Annotated in this window: 17 protein-coding genes; 10 read left to right on the forward strand and 7 right to left on the reverse strand. The window is 65.6% G+C overall.

Annotation, left to right across the window (positions count from 1 at the left end; translation table 11 throughout):
* Positions 1-238: 238 nt before the first annotated feature.
* On the reverse strand, positions 239-8,422 hold the full coding sequence (locus tag QYC26_RS14965) for an autotransporter-associated beta strand repeat-containing protein (protein ID WP_317513018.1): 8,184 nt from the start codon (positions 8,420-8,422) through the stop codon (positions 239-241).
* 298 nt (positions 8,423-8,720) lie between these two features.
* Between QYC26_RS14965 and QYC26_RS14970 the strand changes: the two genes are divergently transcribed.
* Both QYC26_RS14970 and QYC26_RS14975 read left to right on the forward strand, forming a co-directional pair.
* Positions 8,721-11,207 (forward strand): energy transducer TonB, encoded by a 2,487-nt coding sequence (locus tag QYC26_RS14970; protein WP_317513019.1) that lies wholly within the window; start codon positions 8,721-8,723, stop codon positions 11,205-11,207.
* 7 nt (positions 11,208-11,214) lie between these two features.
* Entirely contained in the window at positions 11,215-12,300 is a 1,086-nt protein-coding gene (locus tag QYC26_RS14975) for a cytochrome-c peroxidase (protein WP_317513020.1), read from the forward strand.
* A gap of 4 nt (positions 12,301-12,304) precedes the next feature.
* Here the strand turns inward: QYC26_RS14975 and QYC26_RS14980 are convergent, their stop codons facing one another.
* From QYC26_RS14980 to QYC26_RS14995, 4 genes are all read right to left on the reverse strand, one after another.
* Positions 12,305-13,012 (reverse strand): TonB family protein, encoded by a 708-nt coding sequence (locus QYC26_RS14980; protein WP_317513021.1) that lies wholly within the window; start codon positions 13,010-13,012, stop codon positions 12,305-12,307.
* Between the two features lie 117 nt (positions 13,013-13,129).
* On the reverse strand, positions 13,130-13,900 hold the full coding sequence (locus QYC26_RS14985) for an SDR family NAD(P)-dependent oxidoreductase (RefSeq protein WP_317513022.1): 771 nt from the start codon (positions 13,898-13,900) through the stop codon (positions 13,130-13,132).
* 576 nt (positions 13,901-14,476) lie between these two features.
* Positions 14,477-14,659 (reverse strand): CsbD family protein, encoded by a 183-nt coding sequence (locus QYC26_RS14990; protein ID WP_317513023.1) that lies wholly within the window; start codon positions 14,657-14,659, stop codon positions 14,477-14,479.
* A gap of 131 nt (positions 14,660-14,790) precedes the next feature.
* Positions 14,791-15,354, reverse strand: coding sequence for a helix-turn-helix domain-containing protein (locus QYC26_RS14995; protein ID WP_317513024.1), 564 nt, complete (start codon positions 15,352-15,354; stop codon positions 14,791-14,793).
* Positions 15,355-15,460: 106 nt separating this feature from the next.
* Here QYC26_RS14995 and QYC26_RS15000 point away from each other — a divergent pair, with 106 nt between their 5' ends.
* The 4 genes from QYC26_RS15000 to QYC26_RS15015 all read left to right on the forward strand — a co-directional run bounded on the left by QYC26_RS15000 (position 15,461) and on the right by QYC26_RS15015 (position 18,762).
* Positions 15,461-15,943 (forward strand): DUF6456 domain-containing protein, encoded by a 483-nt coding sequence (locus QYC26_RS15000; RefSeq protein WP_317513025.1) that lies wholly within the window; start codon positions 15,461-15,463, stop codon positions 15,941-15,943.
* 58 nt (positions 15,944-16,001) lie between these two features.
* Positions 16,002-16,643, forward strand: a complete 642-nt coding sequence (locus QYC26_RS15005; protein WP_317513026.1) for a glutathione S-transferase family protein — start codon at positions 16,002-16,004, stop codon at positions 16,641-16,643.
* Positions 16,644-16,817: 174 nt separating this feature from the next.
* Positions 16,818-17,447, forward strand: coding sequence for a hypothetical protein (locus QYC26_RS15010; protein ID WP_317513027.1), 630 nt, complete (start codon positions 16,818-16,820; stop codon positions 17,445-17,447).
* A complete protein-coding gene (locus QYC26_RS15015) occupies positions 17,437-18,762 on the forward strand; it encodes a DNA-packaging protein (RefSeq protein ID WP_317513028.1) in 1,326 nt (441 codons plus the stop codon). Before QYC26_RS15010 ends, QYC26_RS15015 begins: the two co-directional genes overlap by 11 nt.
* A 15-nt stretch (positions 18,763-18,777) precedes the next feature.
* On the opposite strand, the gene QYC26_RS15020 is transcribed toward QYC26_RS15015, so the two are convergent.
* Together QYC26_RS15020 and QYC26_RS15025 are read right to left on the reverse strand one after the other, a co-directional pair.
* The gene (locus tag QYC26_RS15020; protein ID WP_317513029.1) at positions 18,778-19,110 is read right to left on the reverse strand and encodes a hypothetical protein; all 333 of its coding nucleotides are present in this window, start codon (positions 19,108-19,110) and stop codon (positions 18,778-18,780) included.
* A 149-nt stretch (positions 19,111-19,259) separates the two neighbouring features.
* Complete coding sequence (locus QYC26_RS15025; protein WP_317513030.1) at positions 19,260-19,700, reverse strand: hypothetical protein; 441 nt, start codon at positions 19,698-19,700, stop codon at positions 19,260-19,262.
* A gap of 295 nt (positions 19,701-19,995) precedes the next feature.
* Here QYC26_RS15025 and QYC26_RS15030 point away from each other — a divergent pair, with 295 nt between their 5' ends.
* From QYC26_RS15030 to QYC26_RS15045, 4 genes are read left to right on the forward strand one after another with little or no spacing between them, the layout of a single operon-like run.
* Positions 19,996-21,147 carry a phage portal protein gene (locus QYC26_RS15030; RefSeq protein WP_317513031.1) on the forward strand — a complete coding sequence of 384 codons (1,152 nt, stop codon included), beginning with the start codon at positions 19,996-19,998 and terminating at the stop codon, positions 21,145-21,147.
* A complete protein-coding gene (locus tag QYC26_RS15035; protein WP_317513032.1) occupies positions 21,144-21,452 on the forward strand; it encodes a DUF6127 family protein in 309 nt (102 codons plus the stop codon). Before QYC26_RS15030 ends, QYC26_RS15035 begins: the two co-directional genes overlap by 4 nt.
* Positions 21,449-21,850 carry an HK97 family phage prohead protease gene (locus tag QYC26_RS15040; RefSeq protein WP_317513033.1) on the forward strand — a complete coding sequence of 134 codons (402 nt, stop codon included), beginning with the start codon at positions 21,449-21,451 and terminating at the stop codon, positions 21,848-21,850. The genes QYC26_RS15035 and QYC26_RS15040 overlap by 4 nt, the downstream gene beginning before the upstream one ends.
* The gene (locus QYC26_RS15045; RefSeq protein WP_411197607.1) at positions 21,847-23,013 is read left to right on the forward strand and encodes a phage major capsid protein; all 1,167 of its coding nucleotides are present in this window, start codon (positions 21,847-21,849) and stop codon (positions 23,011-23,013) included. Before QYC26_RS15040 ends, QYC26_RS15045 begins: the two co-directional genes overlap by 4 nt.
* Positions 23,014-23,044: the final 31 nt, after the last annotated feature.

A 23,044-nucleotide genomic window follows, 5' to 3' on the forward strand; every position in this document is an offset into this window, starting at 1 on the left:
GATCGACGGGCAGTGTCCGTCGATGGCCAGCCGGATAGTTTCTGGCGTTCAACCGGGGGGCGTGGTTTGCGACTTCCCGAATGTCGGCTTCAAAGTTTGCCGCCTTGGCGTGATCGGCTGTTTGCGTCCTCGCGCCGCTTGGTCAGCGGATAGTGAGCCGGGGCGAGGCGCGGCTTGGCCAACGCATTGAACATGCTTGATGGCGGAAGAAGCCCGGCCGGAGCCGGGCTTCGATCGCTTAGAACGCCAGCGAGAAGGTTGCGCGGGCGCTGTGGTTTTCGACGCGCTTGGCGACGTCGCCGGTATAGCCGACATCGAGACGCGCGCGCTTCGAGAGGGCGAGGCCGAGGCCGATATCCGCCGAGAGTGCGTCCTTGGCTATGGCCGTGCCGCCGATGCTGAACGGATCGCCATTGATGAAGGCGAGCCGTGCCTCGGGGGTGCGATCGCCAAAGGCGTGACGCCAGCCTGCGGCGGTGCGCAGATCGGCCTGCATTCCGCCCAGCTTGAACGACTGGCCGATGCGCGCACCGAGCGTGGTGAAGCTGGTGTTCATCGCCCTGTGGTCGATGCGGAGTGCGGCGGCATCGCCACGCTCGCGCACCGCCTCGGCGTCGAGCGCGACATGCGCGATATTGGCGAAGGGTTCGATCGCGGCGCCCGCGAGATCGAGGCGATAGCCGATTTCGGCAAAGCCCTGTGCGGTCGACGCACGCCGGCTGGTCTCGGCGGTTTCGCTGAAGCCGGCGAAGCTGATCCGGCGGGTGATGTCGGCATCATGCCAGCCAAAGGCGAAGCCCGTCCGGAGGCTGAACCGGCCGGTATCGGCGCCGGCGTAAAGCCCGAGATGATAGCTGTCGATATCGGCTTCCGATCCAAGCGTGCGGACCGCCGCATCGCCCTTTTGCCATCCGCCGAAGAGGCCGAACTGGAGTTTTTCGGCGGCAATCGCATCGACGCCCATCAGCATGCCGGCAGCATCATGCTTGATCCGGTGTGCATTGGCATTGCCATCGAGGCGGCCCCAATGGCCGATGCCCTGCATCCACCAGGCGACGCCGCGCTCGCTATCCGTCGCAGCGCCGGCAAGCCGCATGCGATCGAGCGCGGCCGAACGGATGAAGCGGCTTTCTTCAACGAAGACCGACTGGAGCGAGGCGTGGATTTCGCCCGACAGGCTGTCGAACGCGGTGCGCGCCTGATCGGCCCCGAGCATGACGACGGCCTCGAACAGCGGATTGCCCGAATCGAGCGCTTGCACCGCGCTTGCGACGGCCCTTTGGTTCGGGTTGCGGCCGATGGTTGCGAAGTCGATATCGTTGCGCTGCAGCGTCAAGGTGACAGCATTGGCCGAATAGCCGAGCAGTGCATCGAGGAACGCATAATCAGACGTGACGCCCGCAAACTGGCCCGTGACGCCGCCATCGGCGGTCAGGATTGTATAGCTCGCATTCTGTCGATAATTGCCGTCGAACCCTATATGCGTGACGATGCCGCCATTCAGGATCGCGCGGCCGGTGACGGTGATGCGGTCGCTGGCATCGCCCGTCGCATCGACCTCGACCGTATAGGCGGAGCCCGCCTCGAAGGTGAGATCGCCGTTGATGGTGAGCGTGCCGATCGAGTTGCCGGGCGAGGCGATCCCGCCTGCGCCCACGATCATGTGGCCGAACGTGCCATTGCCGCCGACAAAGCCGCCATTGCCGATGCGGGTGGTGCCGCCGAGCGCGCCATTGGCAACCAGCTTGCCGCTGCGTACGTCGAACAGCCCGGTGAAGGCTGCGTTGTTGCCCGTCAGCTCGACCCGGTGGCCGCCGTCGATGGCGAGCGTGCCAGCGCCGCTGAGGCTGCCGGCATAGCTGCCCGCAGCCGTCTGGTTGAAGAGCAGCGTGGCGCCCGCCGCGATCATCGCATCGCCGGTGAAGGCCTGCGTGCTGGTGATGAGCGATCCTTCCTTGATCGACCAGCCGAGCGAGGAGGGGCCGGTGAGCGTGAGGTTGCCTGCGCCGCGCTTGATCATGCTGCCGTCGACGCCGCCTGATCCGGCGATGCTGCCGGCAAAGCTGGCATTGCCCGCCTGATCGAAGATGACCGTGCCCGCATTGGCGATGTTGCCGCGGATGGCGGCGGCATTGCCGATGAGCGTGCCGCCTTCGACGATGGTGTTGCCGGTATAGCTGTTGATGCCGGTGAGCGTCAGCGTGCCGCGATCGGCCTTGACCAGATCGCTGGTGCCGGTGAGTGCCGAGGCGATCGTTGCGGTGATGCCCGCACCGGTGGCCGAACCATCGCCCACGCGGATCACGGTGCGCCCGCCGCTGCCCGCCAGCGCGAGCGTATCCCCGACAAGGCTGTAGCCGCTCGCCGCGAATTGCATGCCGGTGACGCCCAGCGCGCCGGCGCTGGCATCGAGCGTGACGGTGCCGCCTGCGCCCTGGAAGACCGCAAAGCCCGGATTGGGGCGCATCGCGCCGTTGGCCACGCCGTCGGTGCCCGTCCAGGTGCGGCCTGTGGCGGTCCAGATACCGGCGCCGCCATTGACCGCGCCATTGTCGTGGAGCGCGGCGTTCGAGCCGTCCCAGAACAGGAGGTCGGTGCCCGCCGAGGAGACGAGATTGACCTGGCCTGTCACGGCGGTCTGGATAAGAAGGTCGTCTGCGGCGATGCCCGCAGGCGCTGTATCCAGTTCCAGCCCGTTATCGGTGAGCGTACCGCCATAATCGAAGAGGCGATAGACGCCCGCGCCGAAGCCGCCCGCATCGTTGATGCTGAGCCTGCCGTCGAGCACCAGATCGCCACTCACGTCGAACAATGCACTGGCAGAAGGCGTGCCGAGCAGCGCCACGACATTGGCATCGCTGCTGAGCGCAAGGCTGTCCATGCCGAGCGTATCGCCCGCGCGCCCGATCAGCGCGCCGAACCCGGTGACCGTCACGGCGCCGACATGGCCCGCGCCTTCGAGCGATGCGCCGGTGCCCAGCGCGAGGCTGCCGCCGAGCGCGCCGTCGACACGCAGCGTGCCGGCCTGCACGGTGGTGGCACCGGTAAAGCCCGCGCTGTTGCCGGTCAGCGTGAGATGCGCCGAGCCATATTGACGGAGCGCGCCATTGCCCGAAAGCACGCCGTCGAACGTGGCCGCGCCGGCACGGTGGAAGGCCAGCGTACCGTTGTTGGTGACATTGCCCGTGAGCGTGCCCGTGGTTCCGCCATCGCCGATCTGCAGCGCGCCGCCGGTGATGACGGTGCCGCCGGTATAGCTGTTGGCGCCGGTGAGGATCGTCCAGCCGTCGAGCTGATGGACGCTGCCGGTCCCCGTGATCGGGGTGGCGAAGATATGGCCGCTGCTGAGATGGTTGAAGTTGATCCGGCTGTTGGCGCCGTTCGCCAGATTGATTGAGGCGGCCGAAACCGTACCCGCGACAGTGGCGAGTTCACCGGCCGCCGCGCCGATATTGAGCGTGCCCGCCCCCAGATTGCCGATGGTGAGGACGCCGCTGTTCGTCCATGCAGCGTCCGTGCCCATGACGGTTACGGTGCCCGACGCGGTGGCCGCGTTGCCGAGGATGGTGGAGGCGGTGTTGACGGTGCCGCCCCACGAAATGTTGAGCGCGCCGGTGCCCGCTTCACCGACATAGAGCAGGTTGTCGACGTGCCAGCTGGAAGCGGCGCCGTTGACGATCACCGAGCCGTTGCTGCCGTTCGAGACGCCGATCGAGGCGGTATCGCCGACCGTGACCGTGCCGCCATTGGAAATGGTGAGCGCGCCCTGATCGCCCCGACCGATCTGGAGACCGAAGGTGTTGGTCCAGGTTGATCCCGCGCCGCTGACGAATGCTGCGGCGCTGTCGGAATAGAAATTATCGATATTGGCGCGGTAATTGGTGAAGGTGCCGCCATCGGTGATCATCAGCGAGCCGCGGCGGACGACGGTGGCGCCGTCAATCGCGCTGTGGCCTGTGAAAATCGTGTCCCCGCTGCCCATCAGGGTGAGCGCGCCGGTGCCCGTCATGGCACCGTCATAGGTGAACATGCCGGCACGATTGATCAGGATATCGGCATTGTTGACGATGCTGCCCGAGATGCTGCCGTTCGTTCCGCCGTTGCCGATTACCAGAATACCGTCGTTGACGGTGGTGCCCCCGCCATGGGTGGCGCTGCCCGTCAGGGTAAGTGAGCCCGAGCCCGATTTCACGAGCGCGCCGGTGCCCGTGAGGGATCCGCCATAGAAGATCGAGGTGGAGCGATTGAAGGCGAGGGTGGCGTTGTTGACGATGTCGCCAGCGATGGTGCCCGTTGTGCCGCCATCGCCGATTTGCAGCGTGCCGCCAGAGATGGTGGTGCCGCCGGTATAGTTGTTCGCGCCGGTGAGGATCAGCGTGCCGCTGCCCGTCTTGGTAAGCGCGGTGCCGCGGGTGCCGTCGCTCAGCTGGGAGGCGATGGTTGCGGAAATGCCGGTATCGACCTGGATCGTCGCGGCGCTGCCCGTGGCCGGATCGAAACGCAGTGCATCGCCGGTCAGTTGGTAACCGTTGGTGGAGAATTGGAGCGTATCGAACGATTGTGCGCCCTGAACGGTGACAGTGCCACCCGTCGCGCCGCCGAAGATGCCGACCGATCCACCCCAGCGGGTGTTGATCCCTGCCTGACCCGGCTGACCGGTCCAGTTGGAGCCGGTGCCGCTCCAGATGCCCGCGCCGCCATTGACGGCGCCGTTGCCGGTGGTGTCCGTGCCGTCCCAGAACTGCATGGTCTGGCCCGCGCCGAGGACGGCGAGGTTCACCTGGCCGGGAATGAACGTCTCAACCCGCGCCTGATCGACCGTGAAGGCGCTTGCGCTGGTATCAACCGTGCCAAAGCTGCCCGTAAGCGCACCGCCATAGTTGAACAGGCGGTAATAGCCCGCCGCCGCTGCCTGGGCATTCAGCGTGCCGCCCAGCGTGAGATTGCCCGTGACGTTGACGAGATCGTTCCCGCCGACGCCCGTGCCGCCGACCACGCCCGGCGTATTGAGTTCGAAGGTCGAATTCGCCCCCGCACCCAGGGTGAGCGACGCGACAGTGAGCGTGCCGGGGCTGTTGCCCGCCGACAGCGTGCCGCCGCTCAGGACGGTGACTGCGCCGCCGATGCTGCCCGACCCGCCGAGCGTGGCGCCGTTATTGACCGTGACTGCGCCGCTGCCCAGCGACCCGTTGACGCGCAGCGTACCGCCATTGACGGTCGTGGCGCCGGTATAGCTGTTCGCACCGGTGAGGGTGAGCGTGCCGGTGCCAGCCTTTGTAAGGCCGCCCGCCATGCCGCTTATTTCGCGGATGACGCCGGAATAGGTGGTGCTGGTGTTGTTCCCGCCCACGGTAAGCGTCTGGTTTGCGGTATCGATCCTAACGGTTCCGGCGCCTGCGAGCGAGCCGATTGTTTCCGATGCCCCGATCTCCAACTGACCCGCATTGATCGTTACGGCGACGTCGTCATTCAACGCTGATCCACCGAGCAGACCAACTGACCCGGCGTTGATCGTCAATGGGCCGGTGAGGGTGCTTGCACTGCCCGCCCTCAATTCTACGAAGCCGTCCCCTTGCTTGATCAGGCCAGCGGCGTTGGAGATGCCGGTATTGACGTAGATGGCCTCGCCAGCGGCGACCCCCAGGGTAAGGTTGTGGCCATCGCCATTGATGGTCCCCAGCACCATGGTCTGATCCGCGATGATGCTGGAATCGGATGCGAGGGTGATGGCACCGCGATAGGCGGCGCCATCGGTCAGATTGCGCAGAGCGCCGGCATTGCCCACGCCGAAGCCGTTGATCGTCAACGCCTCGAGAATATCACCTGCGGCCCGCACTTCCAGCGCGGCGCCGTTCTGCACCACCGTGCCGCCTGCGGTTGTGCCGAGCGCGGCGTTGTTGCCAATGCTGAGCGTGCCGCTGGCGACGGTGACGCCGCCCTGGAAGGTGCTGGCTCCGTTGAGCGCGAGCGTGCCGGTGCCGTTGAACGTCAGGCCGCCAGTGCCGCCGATCAAGCTGCCCAGCGTGATATTGTTGGTGCCGTCGATGGTGAGGCCCGCGTTCAGCGTTATCGCATTGCCGAGATTTATGCCGGTATTTGCATTGAGCGTTGACGCACCGCTGACGGTGAGCAGGCTCGCCCCAAGCGCGGTGTTGTTGCCCAGCGTCAGGCTGCCGCCTTGCAGATTGAACCCGCCGGTAAAGCTATTTGCGGCGTTCAGGGTCAGATTGCCTGTGCCAGCCTTGGTCAGCGTGCCACTGCCGGAAATCGCATTGGTGACCGTTATATCATTGGAACGGTTAAAGATAAGGCTGGCATTATTGACGATATTGCCCGTGCCGAGCGTACCCGTCGTGCCGCCATCGCCGATCTGCAGCGTGCCCGCATTGATCGTCGTGCCGCCGGTATAGGCGTTCGCGCCGGTAAGGATGAGGGTGCCCGTGCCATTCTGGATGAGCGCGCCGGTGCCCGAGATGGCGCCGCTTTGGGTGACATTGTTCGACCGGTTGAAGGTCAATATCGCATTGTTGACGATGCTGCCCGTGCCGAGCGTGCCGGTTGTGCCGCCATTGCCGATTTGCAGCGCGCCGGCGTTGATCGTCGTGATGCCGGCATAGGCGTTGGTGCCGGTGAGGGTGAGGGTGCCCAAGCCATTTTTGGTCAGCGCGCCGGCGCCGGAGATCGCGTTGGCAATGGCAGACGTGCCAGCGTTGTTGAAAGCGAGCGTTGCGGCGGTGTTGATCGAGACGGCGCCGCTGCCCAGCGCGCCGTCATTGACCGCCAAGGTGCCGCCCGTGATGGTTGTCGTGCCCGAATAGTTATTGGTGCCGGTAAGGGTGAGCGTACCCGAATGGAGCTTGCTCAGCGCGCCGGTGCCGGAGATATTACCCCCAAAGCTTGACATGGCGCCGCTGTTGAAGACGAGCGTACCATTATTGGTGACGTTGCCGGTGATCGACCCTGTCGCGCCGCCCTCGCCAATCTGGAGGGCGCCGGAGTTGATCGTCGTGCCGCCGCTATATGTGTTCGCGCCAGCGAGGACCAGCGTGCCATTAAGAGCCAAGCTGCCGGTGCCGGAGATAACTCCGCCATAAACAAGGGTGCCCCCGCGGTTGAAAGCGAGCGTGGCATTGTTGGTGATGTTACCGGCAATGCTTCCGCTCATGCCGCCATTGCCGATCTGCAGCGTACCCGCGCTGATCGTCGTGCCGCCGGTATAGCTGTTGTCACCGGTGAGGATCAGCGTGTTTGCGCCGTTCTTGATCAGCGCGCCCGTGCCGCTGACCGCGTTGGCGAATGTCAGCGCATCGGAGCGGTTAAAGATCAGGCTGGCATTGTTGACGACGCTGCCCGTGCCGAGCGAGCCCGTCGTGCCGCCATTGCCGATTTGCAGCGTGCCCGCGCTGATCGTCGTGCCGCCGTTATAGGCGTTGCTACCGGTCAGGGTGAGCGTGCCTGTGCCCGACTTGGTCAGGTCACCCGTGCCGGTGATGGCATTGGCCAGCGTAAAGTCAGTGCTTTGGAACAGGTCAAGCGAGCCGGTTACGGCGATGTTGCCCGTCAGCGTAGCGCCGTTGTCGAGCGAAAGCGTGTTCGCACCACCGGTGAAACGGATGGCATCTGCCCCGCTGCCGCCGGCCACCGAACCGGTGGACCCGATCGTGACCGAAAGGTTCTCGCCAACAAGCCCGGCGCCTCCGGCGCCAGCGCTGGGAACGCCCCAAAAGGTATCGCCAGCACCGACCGCGCCGCCGGTGCCCCCCTGCACCTGGCCCGCAAGGGTGAGGCTGACACCGTCGGCCGCATTGATCCACAGACCCACGCCGCCGCTGCCGCCGCTGCCGCCGGCGAAAACCGAGCCATTGCCGCCGTTGCCGCCATTGCCGCCCGTCACACTGGCGCTGAGCGTGCCGAGCGCCCCCGAGCCGGTGAGGACCGCGCCATAGCCGCCCGCCCCGCCAGCGCCGCCAAAGTGGCTTGCGCTTGCGCCCGCCTGCCCGTCGGTGCCGGTCGCCGGGCTGGAGGGCAGCGCGTTGCTGACAAAACCATGGGATCCACCTGCGCCGCCGCCTCCACTAAGGCCGAATGCTGGACCACCGGCACCACCCGTTGTGCCTGCGCCGCCGCCGCTCCCGCCGTAGGTGTCACTTGCCCCGGCGCCGCCCGGACCGGTTGGGTTGTCCGCACCGCCCGGGATATCGCCTCTGGCGTTCGCGCCGCCATCGGCCTGTGCATCCTGAATCGCGACCGTGAGCGCGAGCGCCGAGGCCATCGCCAGCAGCGCGCCGCTGCGGAAGGCGCGTGCGCGGGTGATGGCAGGCGCGGCAACGCTGGGTGAAACCAGCGCGAACGCGGTGGAGTGGAGCCGCGTCGTCGCGGATGTGCGGGCAGCGTGATTGCGACGAAGACGAAGATGCGTCACCGGTAATTCCCCTCAATTCCGTATGGCGCCCCGCGATCCGGATCGCCTGGTCATGCTTCATTTTGCAGGCGGGCGCCTGTGTCCCTTCACTTATAGAAAGCGCGCAAAGGGATATGCGTGTGCGGGCAGTAAGCAGTGTTGATTTACAAGCTACTAACAACATGGCGTGTTTTGCCGCCGTGATCTGGATCACGGGGCGCGTGCAGGACGCGAAAAACCCAATCTGCTAATGCAAGTGCGTCGCAACAACGGATTCAGATGCTATGAGCGGCCCCGAATTGATCGCAAGGGGGCTTTGATGACGTCGACTAAGGCTGTGCTGGCGCTGACGATTGCGGGTGCGCCGTTCCTGTGGAGCACAGCGCAGGCGCAAGGGGTGGCCGCGCTTCCCGAAGTGGTGGCGCAGGGCGAGACGATCCAGCCCCCCGCACGGCTGGGCACAGGGGTGGAAACCGGCACTACGACGATCGAGCGGCAGGATATCGAACTGCGCGCGCCGGGATCCGGCGATGTGAACCAGCTGCTCAAGATTGCGCCCTCGGTCCAGTTCAAGCGTGCCGAAGGGTTGGCATCGCGCGACAATATTCAGGATCTGCGCCCATCCAACCTCTCCATTTCGGGCGGGATGTTCTATGACAACCGCTTTACGCTGGACGGCATTGCGATCAGTTCGCGCGTCGATGTGACGAACACCAATCCGCAAAATGGCAGCGAGCTGGCGGGGGCCACGTCGCAGGCGCTGTGGCTGGATGCCGAGCTGATCGGCAAGATCACGCTGCGCGATTCCAATGTGAGCGCCGAGCATGGCAGCTTTACCGGCGGTGCGCTGGCTATCGAGACGCGCGATCCGCGCCGCAGCTTTGGCGTGACGGGGACGCTCAGCTATACCGAGGACGGGCTGACCAAGATGCGGCTTTCCGAGGCGAGCCGCGACGCGCTGGACGGCCAACCGGTGCCGTTGAAGCCGATATTCGACAAATGGCGCATCGGCAGCACGGTCGATCTGCCGCTGGGGGACCGGGCGGCGCTGTTGATCGGATATAATCGCAGCCAAGCGACCGTGACGCATTATGCCAATTCGCGGTACGGCAATGCCGAGCGCCGGTTCACGAGCAGCAGCGACAATCTACTGGTGCGCGGGATTTATGACATCGATCCGGCGACCAAGCTGACGGGGCAGTTTTCCTATACGCCCTATAGCAGCGAATCCTCGACCGATGCGGCGATCGACGCGGTGGTGCATTCGAAGAGCGGGGGCTATTCGGGGAAGGTTGAGCTGGATCACCAGGGTGATTTCGCGTGGAAGCTGGCGGCCACCTATTCGCGCGTCGATACCGGGCGCACGGCGCCGCAGCAAATGTACAATATCCCATCCTCGGTAGCGAATGGCAGTTTTTGCAGCAGCAGCACCTGTACGCTTGGGGGCATTGGCCGGCTGGACCAGACCGAGGAGAGTTTCGGGCTGAACGGCCGGATCGAGACCGAGATCGGCGCCGTGCGGTTGCGTGCAGGGGGCAGCTATGAGCATGTCGGCGTGGTGAAGCAGCGGCCCGACGCGGTGCGTTCCTATAGCCGGGGCGTGACCGGGGCGAACATCGTCTGCGCCGATGGCGATGATCTGGATTGCGCGGCGGGCGAATATGCGCTGGGCCAGTATAATCTTTCCGCAGCGTACCGTGCGACCGTGGACCTGGACGCCATTGGTGCCTGGGCCGAGCTGGAAGGCGAGATCGGCCGGCTGACGGTGCGCGGGGGCGTGCGTTATGACTATGAAAGCTATCTCGGCAATCATGTTTTTGCGCCGCGCCTGGCGCTGGCCTATGCTCTGCCCTGGGATGGCTGGGAGCTGAGCTTTGGCGCCAACCGCTATTACGGCATGAGCATGGTGGGTTATGCGCTGCGCGAGCAATATCCGAGCGCCGAGATATATGTCCGCACCCCCGTGATTTCGAACGGGAACCGCGTCTATTCGGACAATGACTGGGTCTTGAGTTCGATCAGCAATGCGACGACCTACAACACGTCAACGCTCGAAACGCCCTATTCGGACGAACTGACCGCAGCGGTGAGCGGGCAGGTGCTGGAAGGCGTTTTGCGCGTGAAGGGCATTTACCGCGATGGTCGCAATGCCTTTGTCCGATCGCCGATGCAGACCTATGTCGATACCAGCGGGGGCACGGCGGTGACGCGGCGCTTTTTTGAAATGACCAATGACGGCAAGAGCAGCTACCGTGCGCTTTCGGCCGAATGGCAGCGCAGCTTTGGCGATCATGCGGTTGGCCTGAGCGTGAATTATTCGCGCACCAGAACGCTCTATCTGCCCTATTTCGAAAGCTCCGATGACGAGCTGTTCGACGCGGTGCCCGTCATCTTCGAAGGCGAGATCGTGACGATCTCGGATGTTTTCGCCCGCAATCGCCGCGCGGATTATGCCTCGCCGCTGACGGCATCGGCGACTTGGAGCGCGCGCTGGCTGGACGGGCGGGTTCGTACCAATCTGAGCGGCAATTTCCGTGACGGATTCCGCCGGATCGAGGATACGCTAGCGAACGAGACGATCGATGGCGTGCGCTATGACGTTTATGCGTGGAAGAAATATTCGGCGAGCTTTGATATCGACCTGAATGTTCAGGCCGATATCGTCCGTTCGCGTTATGGCACGCTGACGGTGGATGCGCGGATCAGCAACCTGCTGAATGCGGTGCCGATGCGCGATTATTCGGCCACCGAGGACGGCTGGCAATATGGCCGCGCCGCATGGTTCGGCATCAAGTTCAGCTACTGATCGCCCAATGCTGCGCGTCTTTCGCCTTTCCTGCCTGATCGGGGCTGCCGCCATGCTGATGGGGGCGGTGGCCCTGCGTGATGACAATCCCCCTCCGGACGCCTTGCGCCAGCTTTATGCCGGGGCGCCCGCCAGCTGGCCGCGCCCCATGCTGCACGACGGCGCGGTGTTCGAGGAGTTTGGCGCGCTGGCGCCGCGCCCGAAGCTGGAGGGCAGGGAGGCCGCGCTTGCCGCGTTGGGCGAAAAGCTGTTCAACGAACCCGGCCTGTCGGGATCGGGGCAGATCGCCTGCGCATCGTGCCATAATCGCGAGCTTGGCTTTGGCGATGGGTTGCGCACATCGTTCGGCCATGATCGCAAGCGCGGAACGCGCAACGCCCAGCCGCTGTTCACCGCGGCGTGGATGCACGAGCTGTTCTGGGACGGACGTGCGCCAAGCCTTGAGGCGCAGTCGCATCTGCCGATCGAGAACCCCGTCGAGATGGCGGGGGAGATTGCCGCCGCCGAACGCTGGGTGAATCGGCAGCCCGGCTACCGCGCCGAATTCGAGGCGGTGTTCGGCCCGGGGCGGATCGATATCGATCATGTCGCATCGGCGCTGGGCGCGTTCCAGCGCACGCTGCGCCCACCACGCAGCAAATGGGACAGGATGCTGGAGGCGGGGCCACAGGCGTTTAGCGATCAGGAGCTTTTGGGGCTGCACCTGTTCCGCACCAAGGCGGGGTGCGCCAATTGCCATAACGGCCCGCTCTTCAGCGACCAGCGTTATCACAATCTGCAGATCAGCTTTTACGGGCGGCGTCTGGAGGATCTGGGGCGGTACACGGTGACCAAGGACCCGGTTGATGTCGGCCGGTTCCGTACGCCCAGCCTGCGCGCGGTGCGCCGCACCGGGCCGTTCATGCATAACGGGATTTTCCCGACGCTGGTGGGCGTGGTGAACATGTATAATGGTGGCGGCGGACGCGACCGGCAGACCCCATCCGAAATCAGCCCCGGCGTGCCCGTGCCGCAGCCCGATCCGCTGTTGAAGCGGCTGGACCTGACGGGTGAGGAACGCGCCGCGCTGGTTGCCTTTCTGGAAACGCTCTAGGCGGTTAGCCGATGGCCCGGTAGGTCATCGGCACGCTGAAGGCGCGTAGCCGCCAGCCGGCATCGTGGGGGGCGCGGGGGAAGGGAACCGCACCCGCAAGCTGGCTTGTCGCCAGCGTATCGAGTGCCGCGTGCCCGCTGCTCCGTTCGATGCGCAGATGGTGGAGCCGGCCGCGCCGGTCCAACTCGAACGCGACGATCACGGTGCCGTGAATGCCGCGGCTGGCAAGCTGCGCAGGAAAAGCCTTGTGCCGCTCGATCCAGCGATGGACCGCGCTTTCGAAGGCGTCGGATGCGCTTCCGGCCGGGCTGGCAGCCGCGTGCGGCGCGGCAGCACCATTGGCGGCAGGCGGAACCGCAGGTCCCATACCCGATCCGCTGGCGTTGGTCGGGGGCAGCGCGGGAAGCGGCGCCCCGATCGCGAGGCCGGAGGCAGACGGTAACAGGATCTGCGGCGTCGGTGCGGTGAGCAGCGCAGGCGCTGTGGGCGTGCGCGCCGGATCGCGCGGTACGGCCGGTTGCGCCGCGCTTGGCGCGGGCGCGGGCATTGCCATTGCGGGCATGGCGGCGGGGATGCTCGTGACATTGAACGTCGCCAGCGACGTGCCGTTGGACAGCTTCTTCACGTTGGCTGGCCACGCCGCCAGCGCGGCAACCAGAACCGCGCCGTGGAGGAGGGTGGTGAACGAAGCCGATGCCAGTCTGCTGTGCATGGCCGGCTATTAATGCAAGTGACTATCAGGTGCAATGCGCATGCGGTAATTGATCTGGTGATCACCCCATGCGCATTGCCATGTCCGCCTATAGGCGGGGTGCTTTAGTGACCGGGATCAGACGCCAAAGCCGCCCGCGACCGAGATGGTCTGGCCGGTGACATAATTGGCATCGTTGGAGGCGAGGAATACCGCCGCCTTGCCGATATCGGCCGCTTTGCCCCAGCGCTTGATCGGGAGGAGTTTCTTCACCTCGCGTTCCCAATTCTCGTCGAAATAGCCTTCCTTCTGGCCAATGTTGAACTGGCCGGCATCGATCACGCCGATCAGCACTGAATTGGCGCGGATTTCGTTGATGCCTTCTTCCTTGGCGATCCCCTTGATGAGGGATTCGTTGCACGCCTTGGGCGCGACCGAGAGGCCGTCGAGATGCGGCCACCAGTCGTGCCCGCCCGATCCCAAATGGACGAAGGAACCACCGCCCTGCGCGCGGAAATGCGGAATGGCGATGCGGGCCGCATAATAGAAGCCAAAGGCCTCGATCTCCATCGATGCACGGAACTGTTCGAGCGACCAATCGGCGATCCCCACCTGCGCGACGATCGGCCCGGCGCCCCAGACGATGCTGTGCACGCGGCCATGGGTGGAAACGGCCTCGCCAAGGGCGGTTTCGAGTTCTTCGTAATTGCGGGCATCGGCCTGATGGATGCTCGCCTTGCGGCCGAGCGCGCGGACTTCGTCTGCAAGCGCTTCTGCCACGTCCTTTTTCGAACGGTAGAAGATCGCGACATCGGTGCCGGCCTTGGCGAATTCGAGCGCCACACCCCGGCCAATCCCGCCGCTCGCGCCGAAGACCGCAGCTGCACCTTCCGGAAAATCCCTCTCCATTATCGTTCCTTCGCTTTGTTTTTACGCCAGATTATTCACTGACCTTGTAGGCGGTCGGAAAAATTTTAGAAGGGCGGGAACCCATTTTAGCCATGGCTCGTTAACATGGTTACAGCGCGGTTGCGCCATTCACTCTCCCAATATTCACCTTGCCCCGCCATTGTGCGGGGCAGTTTTTATGATCTTGTGGTTTGAATTCATTTATCTTGAAATGATGTGGCGATGTTTTCCTGTTTATTTCAATAATGAAATAAGATGCGTTTTAACTTAATTTGGATTCTGTTTTGAACATATCCTGCGGTCAGCCCGTTATCATGGCTTGATATGCTGGAGGCGGATCATGGAAACACGTTTGTTGGTGGCGTATAGTTTGATCGTGTTTTTGATCGTCGCAACATTGGCGATTGTGCTTTATTTGCGCAGGATCGGGCGCGAGCGTCGCCGCCGGCACTGGTGAGCAATTGATGCGTCCCGCCACGTTAACCCTATAATAAGTTAACCCCATAAAAACGGCCACGCCCGAAAATGGGGCGCGGCCGCACCGATCCGCGTGGGTTCGGACCGCTTCTCGAAAAATCAGATATCGTCGCCGAGCGCGCCCTTCACCTTGCCCACAAATTGTTGGGCCTTGCCCTTGCCTTGCTGGACGACGCCTTCGGATTCGAGCTTTTCATTGCCCTGATGTTTTCCGATCGCTTCCTTGGCCTTGCCGATTGCTTCATTGGCATTGCCTTTGATCTTGTCGACGAGTTCACCCATGGCTTCGGTTCTCCTGTCAGGGACGGCTGAAAACGCGGCCGTCTTCACCCCAAACCAACCGGTGATGGCAGGTAATGGTTCCGGCAGATCGGGTGCTGCGAGCGCGCCGTGCGGCGAACCGGAGGCGGAAATCAGAGCGCGCGGACGAGGCGGACGGCGTGCGCCATCCAGGGCGGATCCTTCACCACCTGCTGGCGCGCACCCGCGCCGGGGGGAAGGATGCGCAGCATGCCGCCCTCGCGTTCGATCAGGCGGCCGAACACGAAGCGCCCCGCCGGGCGCGGGACGAGCACGTCGCGGTTGAGCGCGCGGCTGAAATCCTGCGGGGCAAGGCGCGCGCACCAGATTTCGTCGCCGGCGCGATATTCGCCCATGCCGGTTTCGACGAGGAGCGCGACGAGTTCGGGCGCAGCCCGCGGCGGCAGGACGACGGCGGCGCTGCGCGGCGCCTCTGCGCCATCGGCGCCGAGGATGGCGGCGACAGGAAGGTCGACACGGTCGGGCAGGCGGACGAGATCGGCGGCGGTGACGCCCAGCGCGGCGGCGATGCGGTTGAGCCAGGCGACCGAAACGGTGCGCGTGCCCGTTTCGAGGCGGCCGATGGTTTGCGCGGTGGTGGGCGGATTGCAGCGGCGGGCGACATCTTCCAGCGTCAGATTGCGCGCGCGGCGCACCTCGCGAATGGCAGTGATCATCGGGGCTGTTTCTCCGCGTGTCTCGTGAACCGATCTGGTTTCTTTTCTTTCCTACAGTTGCGCCCCAATGGCAATACCGCCCCCTGAACGGCAGAAGGAGGGCAAGATGGGACAGATATTGGCCGAACGCGCGCTGAACACGGGCGAGGGGCAGGCGCCGGGGCGAGGGCGTCGTGCGGCGCGCAGCGTGACGGTGAATCTGGCGGAATCGCCGCTGTGCTGGCTGAAGGCGCGGGGGATGATCACGGCGCGGCAATTTGACGCGGGCGAGCGGCTGCGCATGGATTACGAGACCGCGGCGCTGGGGCCGCGCGTGACGATGCGCTGGGAGCCATCGGTGCCGGGGCGCGGAGCACGCCATGCGCCCGAGGGGCTGGACCCGACATTGGCGCAGATCGCGGCGAAGCGCCGCTTCGATGAGGCGCTGGCGGTGGTGGGGAGTGGGCTTAGCGACATAGCGTGGCGCGTGGTGTGCGCGGGCGAGGGGCTGGCGCAGGCGGAAAAGGGACTGGGCTGGCCCAGCCGCGCGGGCAAGCTGGTGCTGATGTTGGCGCTCGACCGGCTGGCGACGCATTATCGCATCGCCTGAGCGCGGGGGCTGCGATATACGTGTCTGATCGAAACTGATTTTTCGAAAGGCCGGATCGATGAAACTCTTTGGCGCTTCCCTGTCCCCCTATGTTCGCAAGGTGCTGGCCTATGCTGCCGAAAAGGGGATCGAACTGGAGCTGGTTCCGGGCGGTATGGGGCAGGGCGGCGCCGAGTTCGAGGAACTGAGCCCGTTCGGCAAGATGCCGGCTTTTCGCGACGGCGATTACGGGCTGTGCGATTCCAGCGCGATCATCGCCTATCTGGAGGCCAAGCACCCCGAGCCGCCGCTGATCCCCGCCGATCCCAAAGCGCGCGGCAAGACGATCTGGTATGACGAGTTCGGCGACACGATCGTGATGGGGGCGGGCGCCAAGATCTTTTTCAACCGGCTGGTGGCGCCGCGCATCCTGAAGATCGAGGGCGACATGGCGGCGGCGGACGCGGCCGAGCGCACCGAACTGCCGCGTATCTATGATTATCTGGAGCGCGTGATCCCGGCATCGGGCTTTCTGGTGGAGGACCGGCTGACGCTGGCGGATCTGGCGGTGGCGAGCCCCTTTGCGAATCTGGGGCATTTGGGGCTGATGGTGGACACCGCACGCTGGCCGCGCACCGCTGCCTATGTCGACGCGATCCTGGCGCGGCCGAGCTTTGCGGGATGGGTAGAGCGCGAGCGCAAGTGGATCAGCAAGGGGTGATAACTTAACCGTATTGGATAAAATAGCTTGACATCGTCACGCTGATATGGCACAAATAACCCACGCTGAATAATTGCGAGTCGGGCCCCGAGATCGGGGCTTAAGACGGGCTGGAACCTCCCTTGCCGTGTGAAGGGGTGGGTTCCGGCCCGTTTCCGTTTGGAGTGAAAATCCATGGCAGGGCAGGGAGATGAGGCGTTTCGGCACAGCGTTTGCCGGGACGATGCAGAGGCGCGCGGCGGAGAAGCTGGCGGGCAGCATGCGCCAAGCGCGGGCGAAGCCGAGAACGGGACGGTGGCCGAAGGGGGCACTGCCAACCGGGCGCAGCGCCATGACGGCTGGAGCGCGGCGCGGCAGGACCGGTTTTTCGAGCATCTGGCGATGACATCCAATGTGAAGGCGGCGGCGCAGGCGGCGGGGCTGACCCGATCGAGCGCGTACCGGCTGCGCGACCGCGATGCCGACTTCGCGCGGCGCTGGGACGCGGCGCTGGCCGAGGGCTATGCCCAGCTGGAAATGGAGATGCTGCATTATGCGCGGTTCGGCAGCGAACGCGTGATCATCGAGGTCGATGGCAAGGGCGAGGTGCTGCGCAAGATCATCTCGCGCGCGATCAATGGCGGCGACGGGATGCGGCTGCTTCACCACAACAAGCGCAACGCGCTGGCGCAGGAACGCGCGCTGGAGGCGCAACTGGTGGGGCAGCAGGACATGGCGGTGGAGGAAGCGACGCGCAAAGGCTTGGCGGCGCTGCGCAAATTGCTGAGCGAGCGTGGCGGCGGACCGGCCGGCGATGCGGGATGACCCTCGATCGCTGGCCGAACGGGTGCAGGCGGACGGGAACGGCGCGGTGCTGCTCGACCGGGCGGGGCTGGCGGCGGCGGGGCTGGAGCGATGCTGGGATTTCTGGGCGCGGCCCGCGCAGACGGCACCCGAGGGCGACTGGCGGATCTGGCTGATCCTGGCGGGGCGCGGTTTCGGCAAGACGCGCGCGGGCGCCGAATGGGTGCGGCGCAAGGCGCGCGAGCATCCCGGATGCCGGATCGCGCTGATCGGCGCGACGATGGCCGAGGCGCGGCAGGTGATGGTGGAGGGGGTGAGCGGCTTGCTCGCGATATCGGCGCCCGCCGAAAAGCTGCTCTGGGTGCCCTCGCTCGGGCGATTGCGCTGGGGCAATGGCACGCAGGCGCGGCTGTTTTCCGCCGCCGAGCCCGAGGGGCTGCGCGGCCCCGAACATCATTTCGCCTGGGCGGACGAGGTGGCCAAATGGACTGATGCCGAAAAGCCATGGGACAATCTGATGATGACATTGCGGCTGGGGGTGAAGCCGCAGACGCTGGCGACGACGACGCCGCGCCCGGTGCCGCTGATCCGCCGCCTGCTGAAGGAAAAGGGCGTGACGCTGAGCCGGGGGCGCACCGACGACAACCGCGCCAACCTGTCCCAATCCTATCTGGCGGGGATGGCGGCGCTGTACGGCGGCACGCGGCTGGGGCGGCAGGAGCTGGACGGCGAATTGATCGACGATATGCCCGGCGCGCTGTGGAGCCGTGCGCTGATCGAACGGCAGCGATGCGCGGGGGATGACAATCAGTGGACGCGCGTGGTGGTGGGCGTGGACCCGCCGGCGGGACGCTGCGCGCAAGATGCGGGCGGCGGCGATGCCTGCGGGATCGTCGCGGTGGCGTTGGACGGCGCGGGGTGCGGCCATGTGATCGAGGATGGGAGCGTGGCGGCGACGAGCCCTGAAGGCTGGGCGCGCGCGGTGGCCGAATGCGCCCAGCGCCACGGGGCGGACCGCGTGGTTGCGGAGGCGAATAATGGCGGGGCGATGGTGCGTTCGGTGCTGCTGGCAGCGGGCAGCGGCCTGCCGGTGAAGCTGGTGCATGCAAGCCGGGGCAAGAGCGCGCGCGCCGAACCGGTGGCGGCGCTTTATGAGGCGGGCCGCGCCTTTCATGACGGCGCGTTTCCCGCGCTGGAGGACCAGATGTGCGGGCTGGTGCTGGGCGGCGGTTATGAAGGGCCGGGGCGATCCCCCGACCGCGCCGACGCGCTTGTCTGGGCGTTCAGCGAACTGATGCTGGGCGCACAGCGCGTGCCACGGGTGCGGGGGCTTTAGAGCGAGGTGCCGGGATCAGCGGTCGCACTGGCTCCAGTCGCCGCCGCGGCAGGCGGCGACGCGGCGGCGCCAGGCATTGTGCGCGGCGCGGTATTCGGCCTGCGCCCGGGCATTGGCGGCATCGCGCCGCTGGACATTGGCGCGGTCGCGCCGCGCGGTGGCATTGGCCTGGGCCGAGTTCAGTTCGGCCACCTTCTTGCGATCGGCGAGCTTGGCTTCGCGGTAGGGATCGTCGGGCGCAGGATCGGGCGTGCGCGAAACCTGCGCGGCGGCGGGGGCAATCGGCAGCGCGGCCGGGGAAATGACAAGGGCGGCGAGCAGCATGGCGGCGCGCAGTGTTCTGGACATGGATGACCCCGATGAAAATGCTGTTTCTTATCGATCCGCCATGCGACCGGAGGGCGGAAAAGAACAAGCCGGCGCGCACGGCGGATAGACGAAGCGTCGCTTTCGAGCGGCCAAATGAAAGGCGAATAGTCAGGGTCAGGCCATGGATCTCAGGTGAACGAGCAATGGTAAAAATCACCCCAGAGCGAATGGCAGGATACGAGATCTCCGCCAAAAAGTTTGGTGACCCGTTCGGGCGCATAAAACGCACCCGTGACCGGGTGAAAGCCCTTTGCGGACATAACGATGCCGGTGGGATCGAAGATGATACCTGACCAATTGTCGAGAAGCCCATCGGGGTTGAAGGCAACGCGCACAGGCGGACCGTTATCGACAATGTAGTGGATGCCATTCTCGGAGGTGTGATAGATACCCGGTTCCAGCGTGCCAGTACGGGCTTCGGCAATGATCTGTCGATAGCTGGCCAAGTTGATCAGCAACCGGACATGAGTTCCCAGGACCGATCCGCCGTACAAGGCAGGCCAGGCCAGCATTATGCTGATGGCCAGCAGGACCGGTGTCGTTCCGAATTTGATCAGGCGATCGCGCAACGATTGCTTTGTCAGCCCGATTTCTATGCCCTTGGACGAGCAGGACCAGAGTGCAGGTACCAACGACGAGCAGCATCACGGGGGTTGCGAGAATCATCAGCGGTAATGAGATGGCCATCGACCATGCGCCGATGAAACTGACAAGCGCGATTGTCAGCAGGGCAGCCGCGAACAGTTGCAGATTTCGTCGCAGGTGAAGATCCATAGTTGATGGTCGCACCATCCGACCAAGTTGTTCAATGATTTTGTGACCTTGCCCGGCCAATCGCGCGGGCGGCAGATAAGGACATCGCAGATGAAATGGTTCGGCAGGAAGGCGGTCGGGCGCGGGGGCGCTCGGCCGGGGTTGGCGCGTGGCTGGGGTTTTCCGGGTGGCGTCGGCGGTGAGGTGGGCGGTTGGGCGCGGTCTTATGAGGGGCAGGTGCGCGCGGCCTATCTGGGCAATGCGGTGGCGCAGCGCGCGGTGCGGATGGTGGCCGAAAGCGTGGGCGAGGCGCCGCTTGCGGCATCGGATTCCGAGGTGCGCGCGCTGATTGCCGCGCGGATCGGCGGGCAGACGCTGATGGAGACGGTGGCCGCGCAGGTGCTGCTCCACGGCAATGGCTATATCCAGATCATCGCCGACAGCCTGGGCCGCCCGCGCGAGCTGTTCGCGCTGCGCCCCGAACGGGTGCGCGTGGAGGTGGACGCGCGCGGCTGGCCCACCGCCTATTGCTATAGCGTTGGCGCGGAGACGAGCCGGATGCCCGCGCGCGACGAGGCGGGGCGGACCGCGATCGTCCATGTCAAAAGCTATCACCCCGCCGACGACCATTATGGGCTGGGCTGCCTTGAGGCGGCGTCGGGCGCGGTGGCGATCCACAATGTGGCGACGCGCTGGAACATGGCGCTGCTCGACAATGCGGCGCGGCCTTCGGGGGCGCTGGTGTTCGATCCCGGCGACGGGGCGGCGCTTTCGGGCGAGCAGTTCGACCGGTTGCGCAGCGAAATGGAGGCGCATTTTCAGGGCGCTGCCAATGCCGGGCGGCCGATGCTGCTGGAAGGCGGGCTGAGGTGGCAGGCGATGAGCCTTTCGCCCGCCGAGATGGATTTTGTCGGGTTGAAGGCGGCGGCGGCGCGCGAGATTGCGCTGGCCTTTGGCGTGCCGCCCATGCTGCTCGGCCTGCCGGGCGACAATACCTATGCCAATTACCGCGAGGCGGTGCGCGCTTTGTGGCGGCTGGCGGTGCTGCCGCTTTCTTACCGCATATTGGGCGCGCTGGGCGAGGCGCTGCGCCCCTGGTGGCCCGAACTGACGCTGGGCATCGACCTCGACCGCGTGACCGCGCTGTCCGAGGACCGCGAGCGGCAATGGGCGCAGGTGGCGGCGGCCGATTTCCTGAGCGCGGAGGAAAAACGCGCGGTGCTGGGGCTGGAACCCGCACCGCGCACGGGAGAGGGGCGATGAACGAGGCGATACTGGCCGAGATGATGGCGCAGGCCGAGGCGCGCGGCGCCGACATGGTGACGATCCGCGCGATTGCGGAGGAAGCGAGCGCGCTGGGCGCCGATCGCGCGCTGACGCGGCTGGGGCTGGAGGATGCGGCGGCGCGCGCGGACATCGGCGCGCTGCGCGAGCTGCTGTCGGCCTGGCGCGACGCGAAACGGACGGCAAGGAACGAGGTGGTGGGATGGATGGTGCGGATCGTGCTGGCGCTGCTTTTGTTGGGGCTGGCGGTGCGGCTGGGGCTGGTGGCGCTGATCAGGGCGTGAGGTTTTCGGGCTATGCCGCGGTGTTCGACCGGGTGGACCGGGGCGGCGATGTGGTGCGGCGCGGGGCGTTTTCCAAGGCGCTGGGCAAGCCGGTGCCCTTATTGTGGCAGCACGCGCCCGACCGGGTGATCGGGCGGATCGAGCATCTGGCCGAGGATGCGCACGGGCTGCGCGTGACGGGCCGGATTTCGGCCGCGACGCAGGCGGGGCGCGAGGCCGGGGCGCTGCTGCGCGAGGGCGCGCTGGACGGGCTTTCCTTTGGATATCGGGTGCGCGGGCAGAAGCGGCTGGCAACGGCGCGCGAGCTGACCGCGCTGGAGCTGGTGGAAATCAGCCTGGTGACCTTTCCGATGCAGCCGCTGGCGCGGGTGCATGGGCTGGTGGTGTGCGGCGAATGAGCGGGGAGACGGCGATGTACGAAGTGAAGACCGAGATGGTGGACGGCGATCTGGACGCGGCGCTGGATATGGCGGCGGCCAATGCCGCGATTGCGGATCTGGGTGCGCAGATGGGCGCGCTTGAGGCGAAGCTGGACGCGGCCGTTGTGGCGGGCGGGCGGCCCGCGCTGGCCGGGGTGAAGGGCGCGGGTGAGGAGCCGGCGCGCAAGGCCTTTGTCGATGGCTATTTGCGACAAGGGCATGTGGGCGCCGAGGTGAAGAGCCTGAACGGTGCTGCCGGAACCGAGGGCGGATATGCGGTGCCGCGCGAGATTGACGGGGTGATCGACGCGACGCTGAAAAGCAGTTCGCCGATCCGCACGATCGCCAATGTCGTGCGCGTGGGCAGTGCCGGCTATCGCAAGCTGGTGAGCCATGGCGGAACGCCGTCGGGCTGGGTAGCCGAAGTGGCGGGGCGCCCCGAAACCGATACGCCCGATTTTGCCGAGGTGGCGCCGCCGATGGGCGAGCTTTACGCCAATCCGGCGGCCAGCCAGGCGATGCTGGACGATGCGGCGTTCGACGTCGAGCAATGGCTGGCGGGCGAGATTGTGCAGGAATTCGCACGCGCCGAGGGCGCGGCGTTCGTTTCGGGCAACGGTGTGAACAAGCCCAAGGGCTTTCTGGCGGGCACGGTGACCGACGAACCCGACGGTGCGCGGGCATTCGGCACCATCCAGTATCTGGCGAGCGGGGCGGCGGGCGGCTTTGCCGCGCAGAACCCGGCGGATCGGCTGATCGACCTGATTCAGGCGCTCCGCGCCCCGTATCGGCAGGGGGCGGCGTTCGTCATGAATTCGGCGACGCTGTCGGCGATCCGCAAGTTCAAGGCATCGAACGGCGCGTTCCTGTGGCAGCCGGGGCTGGCCGAGGGGCGGGCGGACACGCTGCTTGGCTATCCGGTGGTGGAGGCCGAGGACATGCCCGACATCGCTGCGAACAGCCTGTCGATCGCGTTCGGCAACTTCAAGGCGGGCTATCTGATCGCTGAACGCATGGCGACGCAGATCCTGCGCGATCCCTATTCGAACAAGCCCTTCGTCCATTTCTACGCCACGCGCCGCGTTGGCGGGGCGGTGACGAACAGCGAGGCGATCAAGCTGATGAAGTTCGCGGCGAGCTGAACCGCGCCTTTGGGCGGGTTGCGCGCAAGGG

This window comes from Sphingomonas sp. C3-2, from assembly GCF_033025475.1.
Taxonomy (GTDB): domain Bacteria; phylum Pseudomonadota; class Alphaproteobacteria; order Sphingomonadales; family Sphingomonadaceae; genus Sphingobium_A.

Bases quoted from the DNA above. Each gene is read 5' to 3' on its own strand.
- QYC26_RS14975 (WP_317513020.1), top strand. From the start codon at position 11,215: ATGCTGCGCGTCTTTCGCCTTTCCTGCCTGATCGGGGCTGCCGCCATG.
- QYC26_RS14985 (WP_317513022.1), bottom strand. From the start codon at position 13,900: ATGGAGAGGGATTTTCCGGAAGGTGCAGCTGCGGTCTTCGGCGCGAGC.
- QYC26_RS15020 (WP_317513029.1), bottom strand. From the start codon at position 19,110: ATGTCCAGAACACTGCGCGCCGCCATGCTGCTCGCCGCCCTTGTCATT.
- QYC26_RS14990 (WP_317513023.1), bottom strand. From the start codon at position 14,659: ATGGGTGAACTCGTCGACAAGATCAAAGGCAATGCCAATGAAGCAATC.
- QYC26_RS14970 (WP_317513019.1), top strand. From the start codon at position 8,721: ATGACGTCGACTAAGGCTGTGCTGGCGCTGACGATTGCGGGTGCGCCG.
- QYC26_RS15045 (WP_411197607.1), top strand. From the start codon at position 21,847: ATGAGCGGGGAGACGGCGATGTACGAAGTGAAGACCGAGATGGTGGAC.
- QYC26_RS15035 (WP_317513032.1), top strand. From the start codon at position 21,144: ATGAACGAGGCGATACTGGCCGAGATGATGGCGCAGGCCGAGGCGCGC.
- QYC26_RS15000 (WP_317513025.1), top strand. From the start codon at position 15,461: ATGGGACAGATATTGGCCGAACGCGCGCTGAACACGGGCGAGGGGCAG.
- QYC26_RS15015 (WP_317513028.1), top strand. From the start codon at position 17,437: ATGCGGGATGACCCTCGATCGCTGGCCGAACGGGTGCAGGCGGACGGG.
- QYC26_RS14995 (WP_317513024.1), bottom strand. From the start codon at position 15,354: ATGATCACTGCCATTCGCGAGGTGCGCCGCGCGCGCAATCTGACGCTG.
- QYC26_RS15010 (WP_317513027.1), top strand. From the start codon at position 16,818: ATGGCAGGGCAGGGAGATGAGGCGTTTCGGCACAGCGTTTGCCGGGAC.
- QYC26_RS15005 (WP_317513026.1), top strand. From the start codon at position 16,002: ATGAAACTCTTTGGCGCTTCCCTGTCCCCCTATGTTCGCAAGGTGCTG.
- QYC26_RS14980 (WP_317513021.1), bottom strand. From the start codon at position 13,012: ATGCACAGCAGACTGGCATCGGCTTCGTTCACCACCCTCCTCCACGGC.
- QYC26_RS15030 (WP_317513031.1), top strand. From the start codon at position 19,996: ATGAAATGGTTCGGCAGGAAGGCGGTCGGGCGCGGGGGCGCTCGGCCG.